The following is a 22,119-nucleotide window of genomic DNA, read 5'->3' as shown; positions in this document are numbered from 1 at the left end:
ATCATACCAGGAGCCGAAGAATTTGACCGGCGCTCCGGCAGTGTTGGGCCACGGCCCAACCTACGAAGCAGGAGTTTGTAGGTTGGGCCGTGGCCCAACAAAAACCGTCCGCACAGGTCAATGTCTTCAGCCCTCGGAATCACAGGCTGAGATAGGCGCTGCGGATTTCCTCGTCCTCCCGAAGGGCCGCCATCGCACCCTCGTAGCGGATGCGGCCCTTCTCGATGACATAGGCCCGGTCGCTTACCAGCGCCGCGAAGTGCAGGTTCTGTTCCGACAGCACCACTGTCTGGCCCTCGGCCTTCAGGCCGACGATGGCATGGGCCATCATCTCGGTGATCCGGGGGGCCAGACCTTCCGAAGGTTCGTCCAGCAGGATCGCCGAAGGATTGCCCATCAGGGTTCGGGCGATCGTCAGCATCTGCTGCTCGCCGCCGCTCATCCGGCCACCCGGGCGGTCCCGCATGTCGCCCAGGTTGGGGAACAGCGTGAACAGCCGCTCTGGCGTCCAATGCGGCGCTCCGGTCCGTGCAGGCTGGCGGCCGACCTCCAGGTTCTCCATGACGGTCAGGTCGGTGAAGATCCTCCTGTCCTCCGGGACGTAGCCGAGGCCCAGGCGGGCGATCTCGTGCGGCTGCCTGCGCGAGATGTCATGGCCCGCGAAGCGGACACTCCCGCTCCGGTTCGCGATCAGCCCCATGATCGACCGCATTGTAGTCGATTTGCCGGCGCCGTTGCGGCCCAGCAGGGCCACCACCTCGCCGCGCCGCGCCTCTAGCGTGACGTCGAACAGGATGTGAGCCCGACCGTAGAAGCTGTTCAACGCCTCGACGCTGAGGATGACGTCGCTCATCAGGGTGACCCTTCCGGTCCGTGTCCGAACATGGCGCCGCTGCCCAGATAGACCTCCTGGACTTGGGCGTCCGCGCGTACCTCGGCGGGCGTGCCGGATGCGATCAGCTCACCCCGGTTTAGCACGATGATCCGGTCCGCATGGGCGAAGACGACATCCATGTCGTGCTCGGTGAACAGGACGGCGATGTTCTTTTCCCGCACCAGTTCCGCCGTCAGGGCCATCAGCTCGATCCGTTCGCGCGGCGCCATCCCGGCGGTCGGTTCGTCCATCAGCAGCAGGCGCGGATCGCTCGCCAGCGCCATCGCCAGTTCGACCCGCTTCAAGTCGCCGTAAGCCAGCACGGCGCAGGGCCGGTCGGCCTGGGACGCCATGCCGACGCGTTCCAGCAGCGCCATGCCCTCGGCGATATGCCGCCGCGCCGCCCGTCCCCAGAAATCGAACAGCCGGCGGTGATGCGACAGCAGCACGGTCTGGATGTTCTCCAGCACCGTCATCGAGCCGAAGGTCGCCGTGATCTGGAAGGTCCGCCCGACGCCAAGGCGCCAGACATGGCGCGGCGATTTCCCGCGCAGGCTGGCCCCGTTCAAAGTGATGTCTCCCGCATCGGGCGGGATCTGGCCGTTCAGCATGTTGAAGCAGGTGGTCTTGCCGGCGCCGTTCGGGCCGACCAGCGCCAGCAACTCACCCGCCGCGACCGAGAAGCTGACGCCGTTGACGGCGTGGACGCCGCCGAAGGCCTTCGTCAGGCCCTTCACCTCGAGCACGGTCATGCGGCGCGCTCCCGCCGCCGGAAAGCCCCGGCGATGCCCATCGGGAATACCAGGACCAGCACGATGATCGAGACGCCGAGCAGCAGTCTCCAGTACTCCGTATGCCGGACCATTTCGGTGTTGAGCGTGTGGAAAACAGCAGCGCCCACGACCGGCCCGGTCAAGGTCTGCACACCTCCCAGCAGCACCATCACCAGCGCATCGACCGAGCGCGGTATCGCCATCAGGTTGGGGAACACGCTGCCCTTGGCATAGGCGTAGAGCCCGCCGCCCAGCCCCGCGAAGGTCCCCGCCAGGGTGAAGGCGAGCCACTGGATTCGGCGGACGTCGATGCCCACCGCATCGGCCCGCAAGGGCGAGTCCCGCCCCGCCCGCAGCGCGTAGCCGAACGGTGAAAAGATGATCCGGCGGAGCATCAGGACGCCGCCGGCGCAGCAGGCAAGCGTCAGGTAGTAGAAGACCCAGCGGGGCGATGCCCAGCCGTCGGGCCAGACGCCCAGAATACCGTTGTCGCCCCCCGTCACGGCCTGCCACTGGAACGCCACCGACCAGGTAATCTGCGCGAAGGCCAGCGTCAGCATGGCAAGGTAGACGCCGGACAGGCGCACGCAGAACCAGCCGAACAGCAATGCGCCGCCGGCGGCCAGCAGCGGCGCCGCCACAAGCCCCGGCAGCATGCCGGCCGCGAAGTGCTTCACCAGCAGCCCCGCGCCATAGGCTCCCAGCCCGAAATACGCGGCATGGCCGAACGAGATCATGCCGCCAGGACCCATGATGAAATGAAGGCTGGCGGCGAACAGCGTCAGGATCAGGATTTCGGTCAGGACCGTCAGCGCATAGTCGCCGGCCAATGCGGGAAGCAGCGCCAGGACCGCCAGCAGGGCCGCACCGACCAGCCGTCCCGCCGGAGTGGCCGGCCTCAGCAGCGGCTCTTGCTGGTTCCCCGCCGCGCGCGCCAGCGCCTGCGGGCGGCCCAGCAGCCCATGGGGCCGTACCACCAGGACCACGGCCATGAACAGGAACACGATCACCAGCGTGATCTGCGGGAAGATCAGGATGCCGAAGGCCTGAAGCTGCCCGATCAGCACCGCCGCCAGGAACGCGCCACCGACGCTGCCCATGCCGCCAACCACGACGACGACGAAGGCCTCCACGACGATGTTGATGTCCATGTGCAGGTTGACCGCCTCGCGCGGGATCTGCAAGGCGCCGCCCAGCCCCGCCAGCAGGGAGCCCAGGAACAGGACCGAGGTGAACAGCCAGGTCTGGTTGATGCCCAGGGCGGCCGTCATCTCCCTGTCCTGCGTCGCGGCCCGCACCAGCGTCCCCCAGCGAGTCCGGTTGAACAGCAGCCAGAGCAGTCCGAGCACCAGCGGCCCAAGCGCTATCAGCAGCAGTTCGTATTTGGGAAAGGGACGTCCCAGGATGCGGACGACGCCTTCAAGGCCGGGCGCCCGTGGTCCTAGCAGGTCTTCCGGTCCCCAGATCGCAAGCGCCGCGTCCTGCACGATCAGCACGACGCCGAAGGTGGCGAGCAACTGGAACAACTCCGGGCTTCGGTACAGCCGGCGCAGCACCAGCATTTCCAAAACAACGCCGAGCAACCCTGTCCCGAAGGCGGCGATCGCGACGGCTCCCCAGAAGCCGAAACCTCCGGCCCAGCGCTCTGCCAGCGTCACCGCGATATAGGCCCCGACCATGTAGAACGAGCCATGGGCGAAGTTGACGATACGGGTGACGCCGAAGATGATCGACAGGCCGGCGGCGACCAGGAACAGGGAAGATGCCTGGGCCAGACCGCTCAGGCACTGCACGACATAGAAGCCCATCAGCCAGATGACCCGCTGGAAAGCCGCCGCACGGAAATGGTCACTGCGGACGGCGCTTCAGGACGACTTCGTCGGACGGCAGGTAGTCGGCGCCGTCGGAATAGGCCCAGTCGGTCATGGCGCCCTTGCCGTCCTTCACCGCGATGCTGCCGACATAGGCGCCCATCGTCGCCTGATGGTCGATGGCGCGGAACTCGATCCCGCCGAACGGGCTCTCGACCTTCAGCCCCTTGAACGCATCGGCGACCTTCTCGGAGTCTGTCGAACCGGCCTTGTCCACGGCGGCGGCGATGGCCTTGAAGGTGGTATAGCCGACGATGGAACCCAGCCGGGGATAGTCTTTGAAACGCGCCTGATAGGCATCCAGGAAAGCCTTGTGCGCGGGGGTGTCGATCTGGTCCCACGGATAGCCCGTCACGATCCAGCCGTCCGGCGCCTCGCCCTTGAGCGGGTCCAAGTATTCCGGCTCGCCCGTCAGCAGGCTGACGACCGACACGCCGTCGAAGACCCCGCGCGTCGTGCCCTCGCGGACGAACTTGGCGAGATCGGGGCCGAAGGTCACGTTGAAGATGGCTTCCGGCTGGGATGCCGCCAGCGCCTGGACGGTCGATCCGGCGTCGATCTTGCCCTGGGCGGGCCACTGCTCGCCGACGAACTCGACATCGGGCCGCTTCGCCTTCAGCAACTGCTTGAACACCGCGACCGCCGACTGGCCGTATTCGTAGTTCGGCGCCACCGTAGCCCAGCGCTTGGCGGGCAGGGCCGCCGCCCGGTCCACCAGCATGGCGGCCTGCATATAGGTCGAGGGGCGCAGGCGGAAGGTGTAACGGTTGCCCTTGTCCCAGGTGATGGCGTCGGTCAGCGGTTCGGCCGCGACGAAAACCTTCTTGCTGCGCAGCGCATAGTCGCTGACCGCGAGCCCGATATGGCTGAAATAAGTCCCGGCCAGGATATCGACCTTCTCGTTCGACACCAGTTCGTTGGCGACGCGGACGGCATCGTCCGGTTTGCCGGCGTCGTCGCGCGAGATCACCTCGAGCATTCGCCCGCCCAGCACGCCGCCCTTGTCGTTGATTTCCTCGACCGCCAGTTCCCACCCCTGACGATAGGGGATTGTGAAGGCGGGCAGGCCGGTATAGCTGTTGATCTCGCCGATCCGGACCGGTTCGGCGGCACCCGCGGACAGGGCGGTCAGGGACAGTGCCGCCGAGGCGACGGCGGCGCGGAAGGTGCGTTTCAAACCCTGCATTATCAAGTCCCTGTTCGTGTTGCCCGCAGGCGCTTCTCAGGTGGATCCCATGCCGTTGTTTATCGTCGCTCGTACCGGCGTAATCCACCCCATTCTTGTTCGAAGCGGCGATGAACGATGCTGTCAGCGTGCCTTCGGACGGCCGCCCGCCCGCCGTCGGCATTCAAACAAGTACAGACTATGCATCTTCAAAAACTGTATTGCCGATGTAAGAATATGCCAATCAGCGATGGTATATTACCGAAATTTAATTTCATCTTTCATTCCACAGACAATAAATGAATCGTCATACTCTTTGCTCTTCTGCACCAACGGCATAGGGACCGAAGGGTGGACGAGATATGACGTACGTTTTATCGTGAACCATAAGCATGATTGCCATGTAAGCTCATGACAGTCGCATTCGAAACCGCCATATTAGCTGTCGTGGTCTAAAGAACCATCCAATTTCAGCTATTTTCATTCGAGGCCGGCAAAGACATTCATTTGATCCGGAAGTCTGGAAGCGAACCCGCAGAGGTATAACCGTGTTGAACAAAGAGCAGGTCGATGCATTCGAATCCGATGGGTTTTTGGTGCTTCCTGACTTCGTGCCACGGGCGGAATGTGCGGCGCTCCTGAACTATTCAAGAGGATTGGCAGCTCAGCTCTCGTGGGAGGTTCAGCGCATGGACTTCCTGCCTACCCTCGATTCTCCGAAGCACGAGGACTACTTCCTGACATCGGGCGATAAGATCCGGGTGTTCTTCGAAAAGGCGGGCATCGCGGCGATGGGGCCGGCGGAGCCGGGATGGCAGGGCGTCGATAAGATCGGCCATGCGCTGCATGACCTCGATCCCATGTTCGACGAGTTTTCCCGCGATTCCAGGCTCGATGCGATCTGCCGGCAGACTGGGATGGTCGACCCCCTGCTGCTTCAATCGATGGTGATCTTCAAACAGGCCCATCGGGGCGGAGAAATCGATATCCATCAGGACGCGGCTTGGCTCTATACCGAACCCGGCAGCGTCCTCGGTTTCTGGTTCGCGCTGGAAGACGCAACGATCGAGAACAACTGCATGTGGGCACAGCCCGGAGGCCACCGCACGGGTCTTCGGTCACGTTTCCGCCGCCGGCCGGACGGCAGTGCCGGCATGGATTGGTCCGATGCCGATGGATGCCAGGTACGAGAAGAACATTTCGTCCCGTTGGAAGCATCGGCCGGCACCCTGATTGTTCTTCATGGCTTCTGCCCGCACCGCAGCGGCCCCAACAGGTCCCGTCACGCGCGCGGTTCCTACAGCCTGCACGTGATCGACGGCGCCTGCCGGTATCCGGAAGATAACTGGCTTCAACGGTCCCCGGCTATGCCGCTGCGCGGCTTCGACCTCAAGCTCAAGACGATCGAAGAACTTCCGGCGCCGATCCCCGCCTTTCAGTTCTGACGGGCGATCCGGCGCGCCGTCGCCTGATGGCTGCGGCTCAACTCCGCGATATCCAGGCCGGGAATGTCGCCGTCGACCACGGTCCATCGGCCGCCGATCATGACCCAGTCGGCCTTGTGCGCGCCGCACAGGACCAGGGCCGCCAAGGGATCACCGTGCCCGGCGAAGCGTAGCTCGTCCAGGCTGAACAGCGCCAGATCGGCCTGATATCCCGGTGCGATCACTCCCAGGTCCGCCGAGCGCCCGATGCACCCCGCCGAACCAGTGGTGGCCCAGCGAAGCGCGTCGCGATGGCTGACCGCCGATACCCCGTACTGGAGCCGTTGCAGCAGGAAGGCGGCGCGCACTTCCTGCATCAGGTTGCTGCTGTCGGCCGAGGCCGAACCATCCACGCCCAGCCCGACCTTCACCCCGGCGCTTTCCATCCCGTGGACCGGACACATGCCCGAAGCCAGCACCTGGTTGCTGCACGCGCAATGGGTCACGGACGCACCGGCGGCGGCCAGCCTGCCGATCTCGGCCTCGTTGAAGTGGACGCCGTGGGCTAGCCAGACGCGGTCGTTCAGCCAGCCGCATTCCTCCAGGTAGTCCAGCGGACGGCAGCCCATCGTCTCCAGGCAGAAGGCGTTCTCGTCCTCCGTCTCAGCCAGATGGGTATGCAGGCGGACATCATGACGGGCGGCCAGCTCCGCCGTCCGGGTCATCAGCGAGCGGGTGACGGAAAAGGGCGAGCAGGGGGCCAGCGCCATCTGGATCATCGCGCCGTCGTGGCACTGGTGATACTTGCCGATCAGCCGCTCGCTGTCCTCCAGGATAGTGTCCTCGTCCTGGACGACGCTGTCCGGCGGCAGACCGCCGTCGCGTTCCGACAGGTTCATCGACCCGCGCGTCAGCACGGCTCGCATGCCAAGCCGCTTCGCCACCTCGACCTCGACGTCGATCGCGTCTTCCAGCCCCTTGGGGAAGACGTAGTGGTGGTCGGTCGTCGTCGCGCAGCCCGACAGCATCAGCTCCGCCATAGCGACGGTGACGGCCGATTCAAGCGCTTGGCGGTCGAGCCGTGCCCATACCGGATACAGCGCCTTCAGCCAGGGAAACAGCTCCTTGTCCAAGGCTCCGGGAAGGGCACGCGTAAGCGTCTGGTAAAAATGATGATGGGTGTTGATCAGGCCGGGAACGACGGCAAGACCGCCCGCTTCGAAGACCTCCGCCACAGGGGCCGCCGGTTTACCTCCGGCGGGAACCAGTTCGGCGATTTGTCCGCCCTCGACGACGATCCCGCGTTCGGCTCCCTCGGCGAGGATGGCCAGCGGGTCCTTGATCCAAAGCCTCATGGGCGGAGTTCCTTCGAGTAGGCGCTATCGATCCAATACTACCGTAATCAACCTTCCGCCAAGCCTTCAATCCGGCCCAGGTCTCCTACCAGGAGCCGAAGAGTTTGACCTGCGGTCGGCAAGTGTTGGGCCACGGCCCAACCTACCCAGCAGGAACCTGTAGGTTGGGCCGTGGCCCAACAAACGCTTTCCACACAGCATTGGTTGTCGAGCCTCTTCAGCCCGACATCTTTGCCGGAACTCACCGGCCAATCTTCAATGCCGTTGGCATCAATCCGGCAGGACGGTGATGGTCGCGGTGAGCCCGGCCCTCGGCTGCCAATCCTCCGGCGGATGGTCCAGCGAGATCCGGACCGGAATCCGCTGGGCCAGCCGGACCCAGGTGAAGGTCGGGTTGATGTTCGCCAGCAGGTCCGGGCTCTGGCTGCGTTCCCGGTCCACGATGCCGCTGGCGATGCTGTGGACATGGCCTTCGAACCGCTCGCCCGATCCCATCAGCGCCACCGACACCGGCGCCCCGACCTTGATGCGCGGCAGCTTGGTCTCCTCGAAATACCCGACGACGTGGAACGACGTGATATCCACCAGCGCCAGGGCGGGAGAGCCCGCCTGGACATAGTCGCCGGCATGAAGCTCCAGGTTGGTGACATAGCCGTCGGTGACGGCGCGGACCTCCGTCCGCTCGAGGTTGAGGTTGGCGACCTCCATATCGGCCACCGCCTGCCGGTAGCCGGCCTGTGCTATGGCATAGGCAGACTCCGCCTGCTCTCGGTCCGATGCCGAGATCACGCCGTTGGCGAGCCTGTGCTGCCGGTCCATGTCGCGTTCCCGCTGCATCATCTCGGCGCGGCGGCTTTCGACCATCGCCTTGCTCTGATCGACCGCCAGCTGGTAGCGGTCCTGATCGATGGTGAACAGCAGTTCGCCGCGATGGACGCGCTGGTTGTCCGCAACGTTGACGCGGGACACGACGCCCGATACGTCGGGCGCCACCTGGATGACGTCGGCTCGGACCCGGCCGTCGCGGGTCCAGGGCCGTTCCATGTAGTAGTCCCACAGGTACCAGCCGACGACGACGGCAAGGGCGACCGTGACCAGGGTGACCGCAATACGGCCGAGCGAAAAGGAGAGTTTCATGATCCTATAATTCCGTAAGCCGGCCGGCCACCGCGACGACGCCGCCCAGGACGATGATGAACAGCGCCGCGTCGAAAAGTCCGCGATGCCAGATCCAGCGCGCCAGGCCCGCCTTGTCGATCAGGCGCCGCAGCACCGTCCAAACGACCAGGGCTACGATCGCCCAGCCGAGGATCGGCGTGATGTAAACGCCGGCTATGTCGAGTTCCTTCATCTCAGGACGTCCGTTGGATATGGAACAGCGCGTGGCGTATGCCGAACAACGACAGGAGTACTTCGGTCCCGGCAGGGCCGGTCTCGGGCGCTGAAAGCCGTGCGGTCGCGTCGTCCAGCACTCGCCGCAACTCGTCGATATCGCTGCCTCCGCCCGCACCGCCGAAATAGCGCCGGAGTGCCGCCAGCACCGTGTCTACCGTTTCGCGCTCCGATGCCGGCAGCATGTCGCGGTCGCGCCGGATCGCCAGGAGGTTCAGCCCGATCCGCAGTCCCGCCAACGCGTCGCGCAGCAGGTTCCGGCGTTCCGGCCGGTCCGAAGTCAGCGCAAGGCGGGGCACCAGACCGCCCAGGCGGTCGTACATCCGCCCTTCGAAGCGCCGGCGGTCCAGCCGGGAGTCCCCGGCGGCCAGTCTCGCCAGATCGCTCCGGATCGCGTCCATCAGCCGCTGGACCGTCCAGTCCGCTCCCAGCGACCGCATGAGCGTCAGAACCACCACGGCGGTTCCCAGCCCGATCACCTGGGCGATCCCGCCGTTGAGGAAGTCGGCGAAGTCGATCTGGTAGCTGTTCTGGAGCGCCAGCGTCGCGGCGGTTGTGATCAGGACGGGCAGGGCCACGGGGAAGTGAAGCGGCGACGCCATCGCGGCGGCCAGCGGAATGAAGACCGGCACCAGGGCCGCCACCAGCAGCGGAAAGCTGTTGACGCCCGGCAGCACGAACAGCAGGTAGCCGCTCGCGATCATCATGGCGACGATCGACAGGTTCAGGAACTTGGCCGTCGCTCGCGCCGGTTCGTCCAGGGTCGCGAACAGGCTGCATCCCACGGCGGCCATCATCGCGGCGAGATAGCCGTGCGACCACCCGCTGGCGATCCAGAACCCGGTGCACAGCAGGACCGCGACCGTGGCGGATGCACCCGACAATGCGGCCATGAAGTGGTCGCGGTGGAGCGACGGCGGCTCCTCCCGCACGCTGATCCGCTCGCCGCGTCCGATCGCGGCGTGAAGCCCGACGATCTCGTCCCAATACAGGACAAGGTCGCGCAGGCGGGCGCAGAGCGAACGCATCAGCAGGGCGTCGGGGTCGTTCCGGATGGCTTCGTCGGATGGCTCGGCCGCTGCCAGCCGTTCCAGCAGCGCCGCCTTGCCGTCCGCCGGCTCGTCGAACCAATCTGCGATGGCCGTCAGCAAGGGGTTTATCGCGTCATGAAGATCCGGCCGGTCGCGCCGCAGGGTCCCCAGCCTGTCCTGTACCGAAACGACGTTCGACAGCAGCATTTGCAGCAGCCGCTGAAGCCGGCGCACGCCCGCCTCCGCCGCGCGCAGTTCCGGCGTGTCGTAGCTGGCATGGACCCGCAAGCCGTCCAGTGCCGCGGCGTTGACGATCAGGCGGTGGCGGTCCGCTTCCCGTTCTGGCCCGGCGGTCCGTTCCGTCACCACGTCCCTGGTCCAGCGGCGCGCGTCTTCCAGCCATGCCGTCAGCCGCCCCATCAGCATGCCGCCGACCCGCTGTGGGAACACCACCTGACTGACCACCACCATGACCAGGATGCCCAGGATGATTTCCTGGCACCGCGCCACCGCCGTATCGAAGATGATGCCGGGAGTATCCACGACCGGAAACGCGATGATCCCCGCCGTGTAGCCCGCCAGCATGAAGGAATAGCTGCGCGGCGTCCGGTCCAGCACGGTCGCGTAGACGCAGACCCCGGCCCAGACCGCCAGGGCCAGCGTCAGGAGTTCCGGCGATCCGGCGAAAGTGGTCGTCGCGAACACCGCGAAGACCGAGCCGGCGATGGTGCCCATGACGCGGTAGGCCGCCTTCGACTGCACCATGCCCGCCAGCGGCTGCGCCACGATGAACACGGTCAGCATCGACCATGACGGGTGCGGCAGGTCGAGCGCGAAGGCGATGTACAGCGCGATCATCGATGCGCCGAACGCCTTGACCGCGAAGGTCAGGTTGCGGATATCGAACAGGAACATCAAGGCCGGCCGTTAGGCTTCGATCCGCTCTTCGGCGGGCTCGTCAATCTGGAAGCTCTGCTCGATGCGGTCGAAGGTGCGCAACGCCGACACCACCTCGTCGTCGAGCACGCCGAGCAGCAGGCGCCGCCGGATGGCGCTCGCCACCCCGTTGACGCCGTCCAGCACGTCCAGTCCCCGTTCCGTCAGCCGCACCACCTTCGAACGCCGGTCGGTCTCGTGGTCGAACCGCTCGACCAGACCGGAAGCTTCAAGGGCGTCGAGCAGCCGGACCAGCGACGATCCCTCGATGTCGAGCGATCGCGCCAGATCCTTTTGCCGCGCCTGTTTTCCCATATGCGACAGGTGGAGCAGGGGCATCCAGGTGGCCTCGGTAAGGCCGTAGGGCTTTAAGCCCTCGTCGATCTCGCGGCGCCAGCGGCGCGCGATCCGCGCCAGCCGGAAACCGAAAGCCGCCCTGAGGGCGGCGGAATTCGTGTCCATGACAGTGTACCAAGCAAGCTTATTATTAGGATGCTAATATGTCGCTGCCATCCCTGCGCGTTCAAGGTACAGTTAACGTTTCATGAACGCGCTTGTCGTAACACTGCCCTGCAAATTACGAATGAAACTAATGGCCGAGTGCCGCCGGGTCGAAGTGCCGGATAAAGTCCAGCAGCACCCGCATCGACAAGTCGGCATCCTCCACCGTGATCGATTCCGCCGGATTGTGGCTGATGCCTTCGCCGCAGCGGGTGAACAGCATGCCGACAGAGCACAGGGCCGCCACCGCCATGGCGTCGTGCCCAGCGCCGCTCGGCAGCTTCCGAGGCTGCACGCCGCAGCGGCCGACCGCCTCCGACAGTTGTGCTATCAAGCCGGGCGCGCACAGCGTCGCCGGAGCATCGTGGGACTGCTCGACCTCTATCGCCAGCCCGCGCCGCCCGGCGATGGCCTCGATATCGCCCAGTACAGCCGCCGAAGCGGCACGCCGCACGGTGTCGTCCGGTGAGCGAAGGTCTATTGTGAACACGGCGCCGCCAGGGATCACGTTGACAGCTCCGGGCAGCGCTTCGATCCTGCCGACGGTGGCGACCAAGTCGGTCCCCTCCAGCCCCCGGCGCTCGACCGCCAGCACCATTTCCGCAGCGCCCGCCAGCGCGTCGCGCCGGAGCTTCATCGGGACCGTGCCCGCATGGTTCGCGGTGCCGCCGACCCGCACGATGAAGCGCGACGCCCCGTTGATGCCGGTGACGACGCCGACACCCAGATCCTCCGCCTCCAGCACCGGCCCCTGCTCGATATGGACCTCGACATAGGCCAGCACCTCGTCGGGCCGCCGCGCGGCGGAGGCGATGGCGTCGGGGTCGCCGCCGAACGCACGCAAAGCCTCCACGTACCCGATCCCGTCGGCATCCGCCACGCCTAGCGCCGCGCCGTCGAAGGTGCCGGCGATGGCGCGGCTGCCGGTCAGCGTCACCGGAAAGCGCACGCCCTCCTCGTCGCCAAAGCCGATCACTTCGATGGCGAACGGCAGCCGCTCGGCGCGCCGGTTCAACTCGGCCACCGCCGCAACACCAGCCAGCACGCCGAAGTTGCCGTCGTATTTGCCCGCATTGCGGACAGTATCGATGTGGGAGCCGATCAGCAGGGCAGGCAGCCCCGGCTGGTCTCCCTCGTAGCGCCCGACCACGTTTCCGGCGGCGTCGATCCTGCCGGTCATGCCGGCCTCACCCATCCAGGCGATCAGCCGCTCCGCCGCCGCCTTGTGTTCCTTCGTCAGGAACAGCCGCGTCAGCATGCCGGGTTCGGCCGTGAAGGTGGCGAACTCCTCCAGCCGGTCCATCAGCGCTTGGCCCAGATCGTGCTGAGGCTGCCCTGTTATCTGATAAAGCCGAAGCAGCGCTATCCGCTCGACCTGCCCCAAGGCCGTCTGGAACTCCTGCTCCGGCGTATTGCCGACCCGCTTCTCGAAAGCGCGCAGGATGTCGTGCCGGTCCAGTCCGCGCACCGCGATGATGAAGGGGAAGCCGAACTTCGACTGGTAATGGTCGTTCAGTTCCTGGAAGCGGGCGAACTCCTCTGCCGTGCAGCGGTCGAGGCCCGCTCCCGCCTGCTCCGCCGAACTATCGGCGGTCAGCTCGCCCGCCAGCGCCAGCTTTCCGGCCAAGTCCGGATGGGCTCGCAGGACGACCAACTGTCGCTCCGGCCCAGCAGCCCTGAGCACTGATGCCATGGCGGCATGAAGTCTGCCGACGTCGGCATGCAGCAGACCGGGATCGGCGGCAAGTGCAGCCTCCGCGATCCAGGGCGAATGTTCGAAAACGCCTCCGAAACGGGCAATGAAGCCATCGGCGTTAAGATCGCGGGCCAGATTTTTCGAATTATCCGGAGACATTTGCACCCTTCCACCAATAGCATCCATGGGTAAAGCTACCGTCCCGGACGGAGTTTGGACCTTTGCGAAAGTTTTGAAAGTCTTTCCGGCCGTGCCGTATCGACGGCCTGGGCAGATTAGTGAAACATTTACTAAGAAAACTCCGCAAAGCGATAACAAGCGGAAACGAAGACAGGCAAGGAGAGACAGATGGGGACGACGGCCAATAGCACGGAATCCACGGGGCGGCTCACCACCCACGTCCTCGATACCATGCACGGCAAGCCTGCGGCAGGTCTTTCCGTAGCCCTGTTCCGAATCACCGGCGACGACCGAGAACTCGTCCTGACCACCAGGACCAACTCAGACGGCCGATGCGACGCGCCGCTGCTGTCCGGCGCCGCGATGGTCCCCGGTGTCTATGAACTGGTGTTCGACGTGGCCGCCTATTTCCGCGAAGCCGGCGTCTCCCTGGAAGAGCCGCCGTTCCTCGACCGCATCCCGCTCCGCTTTGGCCTGTCCAATGCAAGCCAGCACTACCATGTGCCGCTGCTGGTAAGCCCCTTCGCCTATTCGACTTATCGCGGTAGCTGAACGCTGAGGAGAACCGCACCCATGCGCGATTGCGTGAGATTCCTGCTGGGCGACGAGCTGAAGGAAATCCGGAACGTCGATCCGACGATGACGGTGCTCGACTGGCTGCGCCTGTCCGAACGCAAGACCGGCACCAAGGAAGGCTGCGCCGAGGGCGACTGCGGCGCCTGCACCGTCGTCGTCGGACGGCTGGACGGCGACGCCATACGGTACGAGGCCGTAAATGCCTGCATCCGCTTCGTGGCCACCCTGGACGGCTGCCAAGTCCTCACGGTCGAACACCTGAAGACGGCGGATGGCGAGTTGCATCCGGTACAGCAGGCGATGGTCGATTGCCACGGCTCCCAGTGCGGCTTCTGTACGCCGGGCTTCGTAATGTCGATGTTCGCCCTCTACCACAACGACCCCAGCCCCACGCCGGCCGGCATCGACGATGCCCTTGCCGGCAACCTGTGCCGCTGTACCGGCTACACCCCGATCGCGGCGGCCAGCCAGCGCATGTACGAGTTGGCCGATCCGGCAAGCGACCGTTTCGCCCACGCCCGCACCGCCATCGCCGAAGGGCTGAAGGCGCTTCGGGACGACGAAACCCTCCGCGTCGGCGAAGGCAACCGCGTCTTCTACGCACCCGCCACCCTGGAAGCCTTCGCCACTCTTCTGGTCGAGAACCCTGAAGCCCGCATCGTTTCCGGCGCCACCGATGTCGGCCTCTGGGTGACCAAGTTCCAGCGCGTCCTCGACACCGTCATCTACACCGGCCGCGTCCAGGGCTACCGCGACATCACCGACACCGGCGACACGCTGGAGATCGGGGCAGGCGCCACCTACACCGACATCCAGGCACCCATATCAGCCCTCTACCCCGACTTCGGCGAGCTGATCCGGCGCATCGGCGGCCTCCAGGTCCGCAACGTCGGGACCATCGGTGGAAACATCGCCAACGGCTCCCCGATCGGCGACTCGCCTCCCGCACTGATCGCGATTGGCGCCACGCTGGTCCTTCGTTCCGCATCCGGCCGGCGCAGCATGCCGATCGAGGAATTCTTCATCGACTACGGCAAGCAGGACCGCCGCCCGGACGAGTTCGTCGAGAAGGTCATCCTGCCTAAACCGGCACCCGATGCCCGTTTCCGTGCCTACAAGATCACCAAACGCTTCGACCAGGACATCTCCGCCGTCTGCGCCGCCTTCTCGATCCGGCTGGATAACGGCACCGTGACGGAAGCCCGCATCGCCTTCGGCGGCATGGCCGCAACCCCGAAACGGGCTCCCCTCGCCGAGCAGGCCCTGACCGGCCGCCCATGGACCGAAGCGACCGTTCGCGACGCCATGGCCGCTCTCCGCAGCGATTTCACGCCCCTGACGGACTGGCGCGCCAGTTCCGGCTACCGCATGACCGTGGCCGCGAATTTGCTGATGAAGATGTATGTCGAAACGACCGATCCCGACGCGGACACGCGTCTGGTCGGCGACCGGAGGCTGGTCCATGCCTGATTCGACCCCCATCGCGACGGCGGAGCGCATCACCGGCGGCGTCCATGTCGACCGGCGGCACGACAGCGCCCACAAGCATGTCACCGGCGAAGCCGTCTATATCGACGACATCCGCGAACCCGCGGGACTGCTCCACGTCTATCTCGGACTGAGCGACCGTCCGCACGCCAAGCTGCTGTCGCTCGACCTCTCCAAGGTCAAGTCGGCCCCCGGCGTCGTCCGTGTGCTGACATCGGCCGACATTCCCGGCACCAACGACGTGAGCTGCATGGGCCGCCACGACGAACCGCTGTTCGCGGACGACCTGATCGAATACGCCGGCCAGCCCTTGTTCGCCGTCGCCGCCGAGACCCGCGAGCAGGCTCGCCGGGCCGCCCGCCTCGCCGTTGCCGAATACGAAGATCTCGACCCCGTCCTGACCACGGCCAAGGCGCGGGAAACCGGCACGGTCGTCTTCCCGCCGATGACGCTTAAGCGCGGCGACGCCGCCGAAGCGATAGCCTCGGCACCCCGCCGCCTCGAAGGCCGTATTGCCATCGGCGGCCAGGACCACTTCTATCTCGAAGGCCAGATCGCCATGGCGGTCCCCGGCGAGGACGACGAAGTGCTCGTCCATTCCTCGACCCAGCATCCCAGCGAAGTCCAGCACATCGTAGCCCACGTGCTGAGCATCCCCGCCAACGCCGTCTCCATCGAAGTCCGGCGCATGGGCGGAGCCTTCGGCGGCAAGGAAACCCAGGCGAACCTGTTCGCCGCAACGGCGGCCTTGGTCGCCAAGAAGACAGGTCGCGCCGCCAAGCTGCGCCCCGACCGCGACGACGACATGGTCATCACCGGCAAGCGCCACGACTTCGAGGTCGATTACAGCGTCGGCTTCGATGACGAGGGCCGTATCAAGGGCGTCGATTTCCTGTTCGCCGCCCGCTGCGGCTTCGCCGCCGACCTTTCCGGCCCGGTCACCGACCGCGCTCTGTTCCACTGCGACAACACCTACTTCTACGAGGCGGTCCACGCGCAATCCCTGCCGTTGAAGACCAACACCGTATCCAACACCGCCTTCCGGGGCTTCGGCGGCCCGCAGGGCATGGTCGCGGCCGAACGCATCATCGAGGAAATCGCCTACGCCGTCGGCAAAGACCCGCTGGAGATCCGCAAGCTGAACTTCTACGGCGAAGCCGGCCGCGACGTGACGCCGTACCACCAGACGGTCGAGGACAACATCGCCCCCGAACTGGTGGCCGACCTTGAAGCCCGCAGCGACTACCAGGCCCGCCGCGCCGCGATCCGCGAGCACAACGCAAAAGGCGGCTACCTGCGGAAGGGCATCGCCCTGACGCCAGTCAAGTTCGGCATCTCCTTCACCGCCACCCAGTACAATCAGGCCGGCGCTCTCGTCCACGTCTACACCGACGGCAGCGTCCACCTGAACCACGGCGGGACGGAGATGGGGCAGGGGCTCTACGTCAAGGTCGCCCAGGTCGTCGCCGAGGAATTCCAGATCGACATCGACAAGGTCCGGATCACCGCGACCACGACCGGCAAGGTGCCCAACACCTCCGCCACGGCGGCATCCTCCGGCGCCGACCTCAACGGCAAGGCCGCCCAGGTCGCGGCCCACACCATCAAGGAACGCCTGATCGGCTTCGCGGTGGAGAACTGGGGAGTGCCGCGCGAGCAAGTCGTCTTCCTGCCCAACCGGGTCCGCATCGGCAATCAGGAGATCCCCTTCGCCGATCTGGTCCGCACCGCCTACATGGCCCGCATCCAGCTCTCCTCCACCGGCTTCTACAAGACGCCGGAGATTCATTGGGACCGGACTGCCGGCAGCGGCAAGCCGTTCTATTACTTCTCCTACGGTGCGGCGGCGGCGGAAGTCACCGTCGATACATTAACCGGCGAGTACCGCGTCGATCGTGTCGATATCCTCCACGACGTCGGCAAGTCGCTGAACCCAGCACTCGACCGGGGGCAGGTCGAAGGCGGCTTCGTCCAGGGGATGGGCTGGCTGACCATGGAAGAACTGTGGTGGGACCAGCGCGGCCACCTCCGCACCCATGCGCCCAGCACCTACAAGATCCCGGCATGCAGCGACCGCCCAAAGATCTTCAACGTCCATCTGCTGGAGAACTCGCCGAACCGCAAGGACACGATCTATCGCTCCAAGGCGGTCGGCGAGCCTCCCCTGATGCTCGGCATGTCGGTGCTCCATGCGATCTCCGACGCGGTCGCCAGCGTCGCCGGATACCAGCGGTGCCCCCGCATCGATCCCCCGGCCACGCCCGAAAAGGTGCTGGCCGCGATCGAGGCGATGCTGGAGCAGGTTTCGCCACCATGACCGATCTGGCGTCCGTACTCAAAGGCATGCTCCAGCGCGGCGAACCGGCCGCCCTGGTGACGGTGGCCGAAGCCCGCGGCTCGACGCCGCGCGAGCCGGGCGCCCGCATGCTCGTAGGGGCGGACGCTACGGTCGGCACTATCGGCGGCGGCCGGCTGGAATGGGACGCGATTTCCCGTGCCCGCATGCTGGCGTCCGATCCGGCACAGCCCACTGAAGCAACCATCGAAGTTCCGCTCGGTCCCGCCATCGGCCAATGCTGCGGCGGTCACGTCACCCTCAGGCTGGAGCGGGCCGACCCCGCCGTCCTCACCCGCATCGAAGCGGAGGAGCAAGCAGCCTCCTCCCGCCTGACCCGCGTCCTGCTGTTCGGCGCCGGACATGTCGGCAAGGCCATCGCCACGGCGCTGGCGCCCCTGCCGTTCGACATCCAGTGGATCGATGAACGGCCCGAAGAGTTCCCAACCCGGCCTCCCGGCGACAACGTCCACCCCATCGTCACCAGCGCACCACTGGACCTGATCGCCGAAGCCCCGACAGGCTCCTGCTACCTGATCCTGACCCACCTGCACGCGCTGGACTTCCAGATCGCCGAAGCCGTCCTCCGCCGGGCCGACTTCGCCTATGCCGGCCTGATCGGCTCGGCCACCAAGCGTCGCCGCTTCGAGCGCACCTTCACCGCCCATGGCGGCGACCCGCAAATCCTCAGCCGGTTGACCTGCCCGATCGGCTCGGCTTTACACCGCGACAAAAGACCCACCGTGATCGCGGCTCTGGTCGCGGCGGAACTGCTCATTACCGTTGCCATAGCATCGAAAGAGGCCGAAGAACCTGCCGATGCGAGGCTTGAAGTAAAACTCTGAGGGAACTGGGAGAGTGAAACATGACCAACGATGCCGCCGGGGCGCCTCCCCGGCTTGAGCTTCGCAGAATAACCAAACGCTTCCCTGGGGTAGTCGCCAACGATGGCGTCAGCTTCTCAGTCCAACCGGGTGAAATCCACGCATTGCTGGGAGAAAACGGCGCCGGCAAATCCACCCTGGTCAAGATCATCTACGGCGTTCTCCACGCCGACGAAGGCGAGGTCCTGTGGAACGGCCAAGCCGTCACCCTCGCCAATCCCCACGCGGCCCGCCGCATCGGGGTCGGCATGGTGTTCCAGCACTTCTCGCTGTTCGACGGCATGTCGGTGTTGGAGAACATAGCGCTCGGCCTCGAAGGCAAGTCCGACATGCGGAAGCTCAACGACCGCATCATCGAAGTCTCCAAAGCCTACGGCCTGCCGCTCGACCCCCGGCGTGAGATCCATACCCTGTCCGTCGGCGAGCGCCAGCGCGTCGAGATCGTCCGCTGCCTGCTCCAGGACCCCAAGCTGCTGATCATGGACGAGCCAACCTCCGTCCTTACCCCGCAGGAGGTCGAGCGCCTGTTCGGCACTCTCCGCCAGCTTTCGGCCGAGGGCTGCTCGATCCTCTACATCAGCCACAAGCTCCAGGAGATCAAGGACCTGTGCCACCACGCCACGATCCTGCGGGGAGGCAAGGTCGTCGGCGAATGCGATCCCGCGACGGAATCCACCCGTGGCATGGCGCAGATGATGATCGGGGCCGAACTGAAGACTCTGGCTCGCCGGGGCGCCCGCCCACGCACCGCCACCCGCTTCAACGTCGATAACCTCAGCCTTGCCACCGACCAGCCCTTCGGCATCAACCTGAAGAGCATCGGCTTCGAAGTGGCCGCCGGCGAGATCTTCGGCATCGCCGGCGTCGCCGGCAACGGCCAAAACGAATTGATGCGGGCGCTGTCCGGCGAGCTGACCGTAGCCCAGCCATCCTCGATCCGGCTCGACGGCAAGCCCGTCGGCAATCTCGGCGTCGAACCGCGCCGTGCGCTTGGATTGTGTTGCGTTCCGGAGGAGCGCAACGGCCACGCCGCGGTCCCCGACATGAGCCTCGCGTCCAACGCCCTGATCAGCGCCCGCAACCGGATGAAGCTGGCGGTAGGCGGTTGGATCAAGCACGACGCCACCCGCGAGTTCGCCGAGCGGATCATCCAGGAATTCGGCGTCAAGGCGCGCGGCCCGGAAAGCGCCGCCCGCAGCCTGTCCGGCGGCAATCTCCAGAAATACATCGTCGGCCGCGAGATCCTCCAGACTCCCGAAGTTCTCGTCATCGCCCAGCCGACCTGGGGCGTCGATGCCGGAGCGGCGGCTGCCATCCACCAAGCCCTGTTCAACCTTGCCCAGAACGGGGCGGGCATCGTCGTGGTTTCCCAGGACCTGGACGAGTTGCTGACCCTGTGCGACCGCCTCGCGGTCCTTAACGTGGGATCGCTGTCCAGGGCCATCGATACCGCCGATGCCTCGATGGAGGAAATCGGATTGCTGATGGGCGGCCTGCACGGCATGTCCGCCGAAGTCCCGGCTGTCCATGGGAGTGCCCAGAATGTCGCTTAAGTTCGAAGCAAGGCGGGAAATCCCCCGCTGGCTGGTCTACGGCACGCCCCTGCTGGCAATCGCCTTGACCATCCTGTCCGGCTACCTGCTGTTCATGATCCTCGGCCTCAATCCCGGATCGACGCTCTACATCTTCCTGGTCTCGCCGCTGGAAACCCAGTTCGGCCTCGCCGAACTGGCTGTCAAGGGCGGACCGCTGATCCTGATCGCCACCGGCCTCGCCATCGGCTTCCGCGCCAATGTCTGGAATATCGGAGCGGAAGGCCAGTTGACGATGGGCGCCATCTTCGGCGCCGGCGTGGCGCTGGCCTTTTGGGGCGACGAGGGCGTCTGGATCCTCCCGCTGATGTTCGTGGCCGGCGCCCTTGGCGGTATGCTGTGGGCGGCCATCCCCGCCTTCCTCAAGACGAAGTTCGAAGTCAGCGAGATCCTGACCAGCCTGATGCTGACCTACGTTGCGGCGCTGGTGCTGAGCATCCTGGTCCACGGTCCCTGGCGCGATCCGGATGGCTTCAACTTCCCGCAGAGCCGCCTGTTCACCGAGGCCGCCATCCTGCCGGTCATCCTTGAAGGGACCCGCCTTCACGTCGGAGCCCTGGTGGCGCTGTTCGCGGCCGCCGCCGCCTGGGTGCTGCTGACCTACACCGTCACCGGCTTCCAGATCAAAGTCGTCGGCCAAGCCCCCATGGCAGCCCGTTTCGCCGGCTTCAGCCAGAAGGGCACCGTCTGGTTCTCGCTGCTCCTGGCCGGAGCGCTCGCCGGCATCGCCGGCATGGTCGAAGTCGCTGGCCCAATCGGCCAGCTGACGCCCCAACTCACGCCTGGCTACGGCTTCACCGCCATCATCGTGGCCTTCCTCGGCCGCCTCAACCCGATCGGTATCGTCCTGGCCGGGATCGTCATGGCGATCTCCTATATCGGCGGCGAGAACGCCCAGGTCTATGCCCAGTTGCCGCAGGCGGCGACAGGCGTGTTCCAGGGAATGCTGCTGTTCTACCTGCTCGCGTCGGACTTCCTCGTCCGCTACCGCATCCGTATCCAGTCCGCCAAACCCCGCCGGGAGGTCGCCACGGCATGACCGATTTTCTGGTCCTGATAACGGTTTCCATCGTCATCGCCGCCACCCCGATGCTGTTCGCCGCCGTCGGCGAACTGGTGGCCGAACGCTCCGGCGTCCTGAACCTCGGTGTCGAGGGCATGATGCTGATCGGCGCCGTCGTCGGATTCGGCGTTACGATGTCCACCGGCAGCGCGATCCTCGGCATCGGCTCGGCGGCCCTGGCCGGTGCGGCACTGGCCCTGGTCTTCGCCGTGCTCGTCCTGACCCTAATGGCCAATCAGGTGGCGACCGGCCTTGCCCTGACCATCTTCGGCATCGGCCTCAGCGCCCTGATCGGCGCCGGCTTCGTCGGCATGCCCATCGCAGGCTTGCCCAAGCTCGACATCCCCGTCCTCAGCACCTTGCCGATCATCGGCCCGTTGCTGTTCCAGTACGACGCAATGGTCTACCTGTCGATCGCCCTGACTGTCGCGGTTGGCTGGTTCCTGAAATACACCCATGCCGGCATGGTCCTGCGCGCCGTCGGCGAGTCAGCCGAATCCGCCCACTCGATCGGCCATCCCGTGATCGGCGTCCGCTATCTGGCGACGATGTTCGGCGGCGCCATGGCCGGCCTGGGCGGCGCGTTCCTGTCGCTGTCAGTGACTCCGATGTGGGCGGAGAACATGACCTCGGGCCGTGGCTGGATCGCCCTTGCCCTGGTGGTTTTCGGTTCCTGGCGGCCGGGCAGGGTGCTTCTCGGCGCCTATATCTTCGGCGGAGTGACCATCCTCCAGCTTCATGCCCAAGGCAGCGGCAGCACCGTCGGCCTGCCGTCCCAGGTCTTCACGATGCTGCCCTATCTGGCAACCATCGCCGTTCTGACGATCATCTCCGCCGGTCCCTGGCGTGGCCGCTTCCAGGCCCCGGCCTGCCTCGGGCAGTCGTTCCGGCCATCGGTTTGAACCAAAAGCATGATTTCCTCCGACAGATTCGAAGTGAGTGGGTCGGAGGAAGTCTTGGAGAAACCGAATGTCCCTACGTAT

The 22,119-nt window shown here is 65.6% G+C and carries 18 protein-coding genes; 8 read left to right on the top strand and 10 right to left on the bottom strand.

The features are described from left to right. Positions 1 to 139: 139 nt before the first annotated feature. From N826_RS27680 to N826_RS27665, 4 genes are read right to left on the bottom strand one after another with little or no spacing between them, the layout of a single operon-like run. Positions 140 to 853, bottom strand: a complete 714-nt coding sequence (locus N826_RS27680) for an ABC transporter ATP-binding protein (protein WP_044434135.1) — start codon at positions 851 to 853, stop codon at positions 140 to 142. Further along, the gene (locus tag N826_RS27675; RefSeq protein ID WP_044434134.1) at positions 853 to 1,626 is read right to left on the bottom strand and encodes an ABC transporter ATP-binding protein; all 774 of its coding nucleotides are present in this window, start codon (positions 1,624 to 1,626) and stop codon (positions 853 to 855) included. The genes N826_RS27680 and N826_RS27675 overlap by 1 nt, the downstream gene beginning before the upstream one ends. After that, positions 1,623 to 3,455, bottom strand: a complete 1,833-nt coding sequence (locus N826_RS27670) for an ABC transporter permease (RefSeq protein WP_044434132.1) — start codon at positions 3,453 to 3,455, stop codon at positions 1,623 to 1,625. The genes N826_RS27675 and N826_RS27670 overlap by 4 nt, the downstream gene beginning before the upstream one ends. Before the next feature lie 40 nt (positions 3,456 to 3,495). Then, the gene (locus N826_RS27665; protein WP_044434130.1) at positions 3,496 to 4,704 is read right to left on the bottom strand and encodes an ABC transporter substrate-binding protein; all 1,209 of its coding nucleotides are present in this window, start codon (positions 4,702 to 4,704) and stop codon (positions 3,496 to 3,498) included. 527 nt (positions 4,705 to 5,231) lie between these two features. Here N826_RS27665 and N826_RS27660 point away from each other — a divergent pair. Further along, on the top strand, positions 5,232 to 6,128 hold the full coding sequence (locus N826_RS27660) for a phytanoyl-CoA dioxygenase family protein (protein WP_044434128.1): 897 nt from the start codon (positions 5,232 to 5,234) through the stop codon (positions 6,126 to 6,128). On the opposite strand, the gene N826_RS27655 is transcribed toward N826_RS27660, so the two are convergent. The 6 genes from N826_RS27655 to N826_RS27630 all read right to left on the bottom strand — a co-directional run bounded on the left by N826_RS27655 (position 6,119) and on the right by N826_RS27630 (position 13,177). Continuing rightward, positions 6,119 to 7,462, bottom strand: a complete 1,344-nt coding sequence (locus tag N826_RS27655; RefSeq protein ID WP_044434126.1) for an 8-oxoguanine deaminase — start codon at positions 7,460 to 7,462, stop codon at positions 6,119 to 6,121. The two genes, N826_RS27660 and N826_RS27655, sit on opposite strands and share 10 nt — an antisense overlap. Positions 7,463 to 7,732: 270 nt before the next feature. Then, positions 7,733 to 8,599 carry an efflux RND transporter periplasmic adaptor subunit gene (locus N826_RS27650; protein ID WP_044434124.1) on the bottom strand — a complete coding sequence of 289 codons (867 nt, stop codon included), beginning with the start codon at positions 8,597 to 8,599 and terminating at the stop codon, positions 7,733 to 7,735. A 4-nt stretch (positions 8,600 to 8,603) separates the two neighbouring features. Then, positions 8,604 to 8,813: a DUF1656 domain-containing protein gene (locus N826_RS27645; RefSeq protein WP_044434122.1), complete on the bottom strand. Its 210-nt coding sequence runs from the start codon at positions 8,811 to 8,813 to the stop codon at positions 8,604 to 8,606. A gap of 1 nt (position 8,814) precedes the next feature. After that, positions 8,815 to 10,800, bottom strand: a complete 1,986-nt coding sequence (locus tag N826_RS27640; protein ID WP_044434120.1) for an FUSC family protein — start codon at positions 10,798 to 10,800, stop codon at positions 8,815 to 8,817. A gap of 12 nt (positions 10,801 to 10,812) precedes the next feature. After that, the gene (locus tag N826_RS27635) at positions 10,813 to 11,283 is read right to left on the bottom strand and encodes a MarR family transcriptional regulator (RefSeq protein WP_044434118.1); all 471 of its coding nucleotides are present in this window, start codon (positions 11,281 to 11,283) and stop codon (positions 10,813 to 10,815) included. A gap of 127 nt (positions 11,284 to 11,410) precedes the next feature. Then, positions 11,411 to 13,177: an allantoate amidohydrolase gene (locus tag N826_RS27630; RefSeq protein ID WP_044434117.1), complete on the bottom strand. Its 1,767-nt coding sequence runs from the start codon at positions 13,175 to 13,177 to the stop codon at positions 11,411 to 11,413. Positions 13,178 to 13,366: 189 nt separating this feature from the next. Here N826_RS27630 and uraH point away from each other — a divergent pair, with 189 nt between their 5' ends. The 7 genes from uraH to N826_RS27595 are packed head-to-tail and all read left to right on the top strand — an operon-like array spanning position 13,367 to position 22,038. Beyond that, positions 13,367 to 13,750, top strand: a complete 384-nt coding sequence (gene uraH, locus N826_RS27625) for a hydroxyisourate hydrolase (RefSeq protein WP_044434115.1) — start codon at positions 13,367 to 13,369, stop codon at positions 13,748 to 13,750. A 21-nt stretch (positions 13,751 to 13,771) separates the two neighbouring features. Then, positions 13,772 to 15,244, top strand: coding sequence for a xanthine dehydrogenase small subunit (xdhA, locus tag N826_RS27620; protein WP_044434113.1), 1,473 nt, complete (start codon positions 13,772 to 13,774; stop codon positions 15,242 to 15,244). Next, the gene (gene xdhB / locus N826_RS27615) at positions 15,237 to 17,579 is read left to right on the top strand and encodes a xanthine dehydrogenase molybdopterin binding subunit (protein WP_044434111.1); all 2,343 of its coding nucleotides are present in this window, start codon (positions 15,237 to 15,239) and stop codon (positions 17,577 to 17,579) included. Before xdhA ends, xdhB begins: the two co-directional genes overlap by 8 nt. After that, positions 17,576 to 18,442 carry a xanthine dehydrogenase accessory protein XdhC gene (gene xdhC, locus N826_RS27610; RefSeq protein ID WP_044434110.1) on the top strand — a complete coding sequence of 289 codons (867 nt, stop codon included), beginning with the start codon at positions 17,576 to 17,578 and terminating at the stop codon, positions 18,440 to 18,442. Before xdhB ends, xdhC begins: the two co-directional genes overlap by 4 nt. Positions 18,443 to 18,462: 20 nt before the next feature. Next, positions 18,463 to 20,034: an ABC transporter ATP-binding protein gene (locus N826_RS27605; RefSeq protein WP_044434108.1), complete on the top strand. Its 1,572-nt coding sequence runs from the start codon at positions 18,463 to 18,465 to the stop codon at positions 20,032 to 20,034. Continuing rightward, positions 20,024 to 21,112 (top strand): ABC transporter permease, encoded by a 1,089-nt coding sequence (locus N826_RS27600; RefSeq protein WP_044434107.1) that lies wholly within the window; start codon positions 20,024 to 20,026, stop codon positions 21,110 to 21,112. Before N826_RS27605 ends, N826_RS27600 begins: the two co-directional genes overlap by 11 nt. Next, the gene (locus tag N826_RS27595; protein ID WP_044434105.1) at positions 21,109 to 22,038 is read left to right on the top strand and encodes an ABC transporter permease; all 930 of its coding nucleotides are present in this window, start codon (positions 21,109 to 21,111) and stop codon (positions 22,036 to 22,038) included. Before N826_RS27600 ends, N826_RS27595 begins: the two co-directional genes overlap by 4 nt. Positions 22,039 to 22,119 lie beyond the last annotated feature (81 nt).

Origin of the sequence: Skermanella aerolata KACC 11604 (genome assembly GCF_000936425.1) — a bacterium.
In the GTDB taxonomy this organism is placed as follows: domain Bacteria; phylum Pseudomonadota; class Alphaproteobacteria; order Azospirillales; family Azospirillaceae; genus Skermanella; species Skermanella aerolata.
Note: the sequence above shows the minus strand (reverse complement) of the source record. Positions and strands in the feature narration are given on the sequence as shown.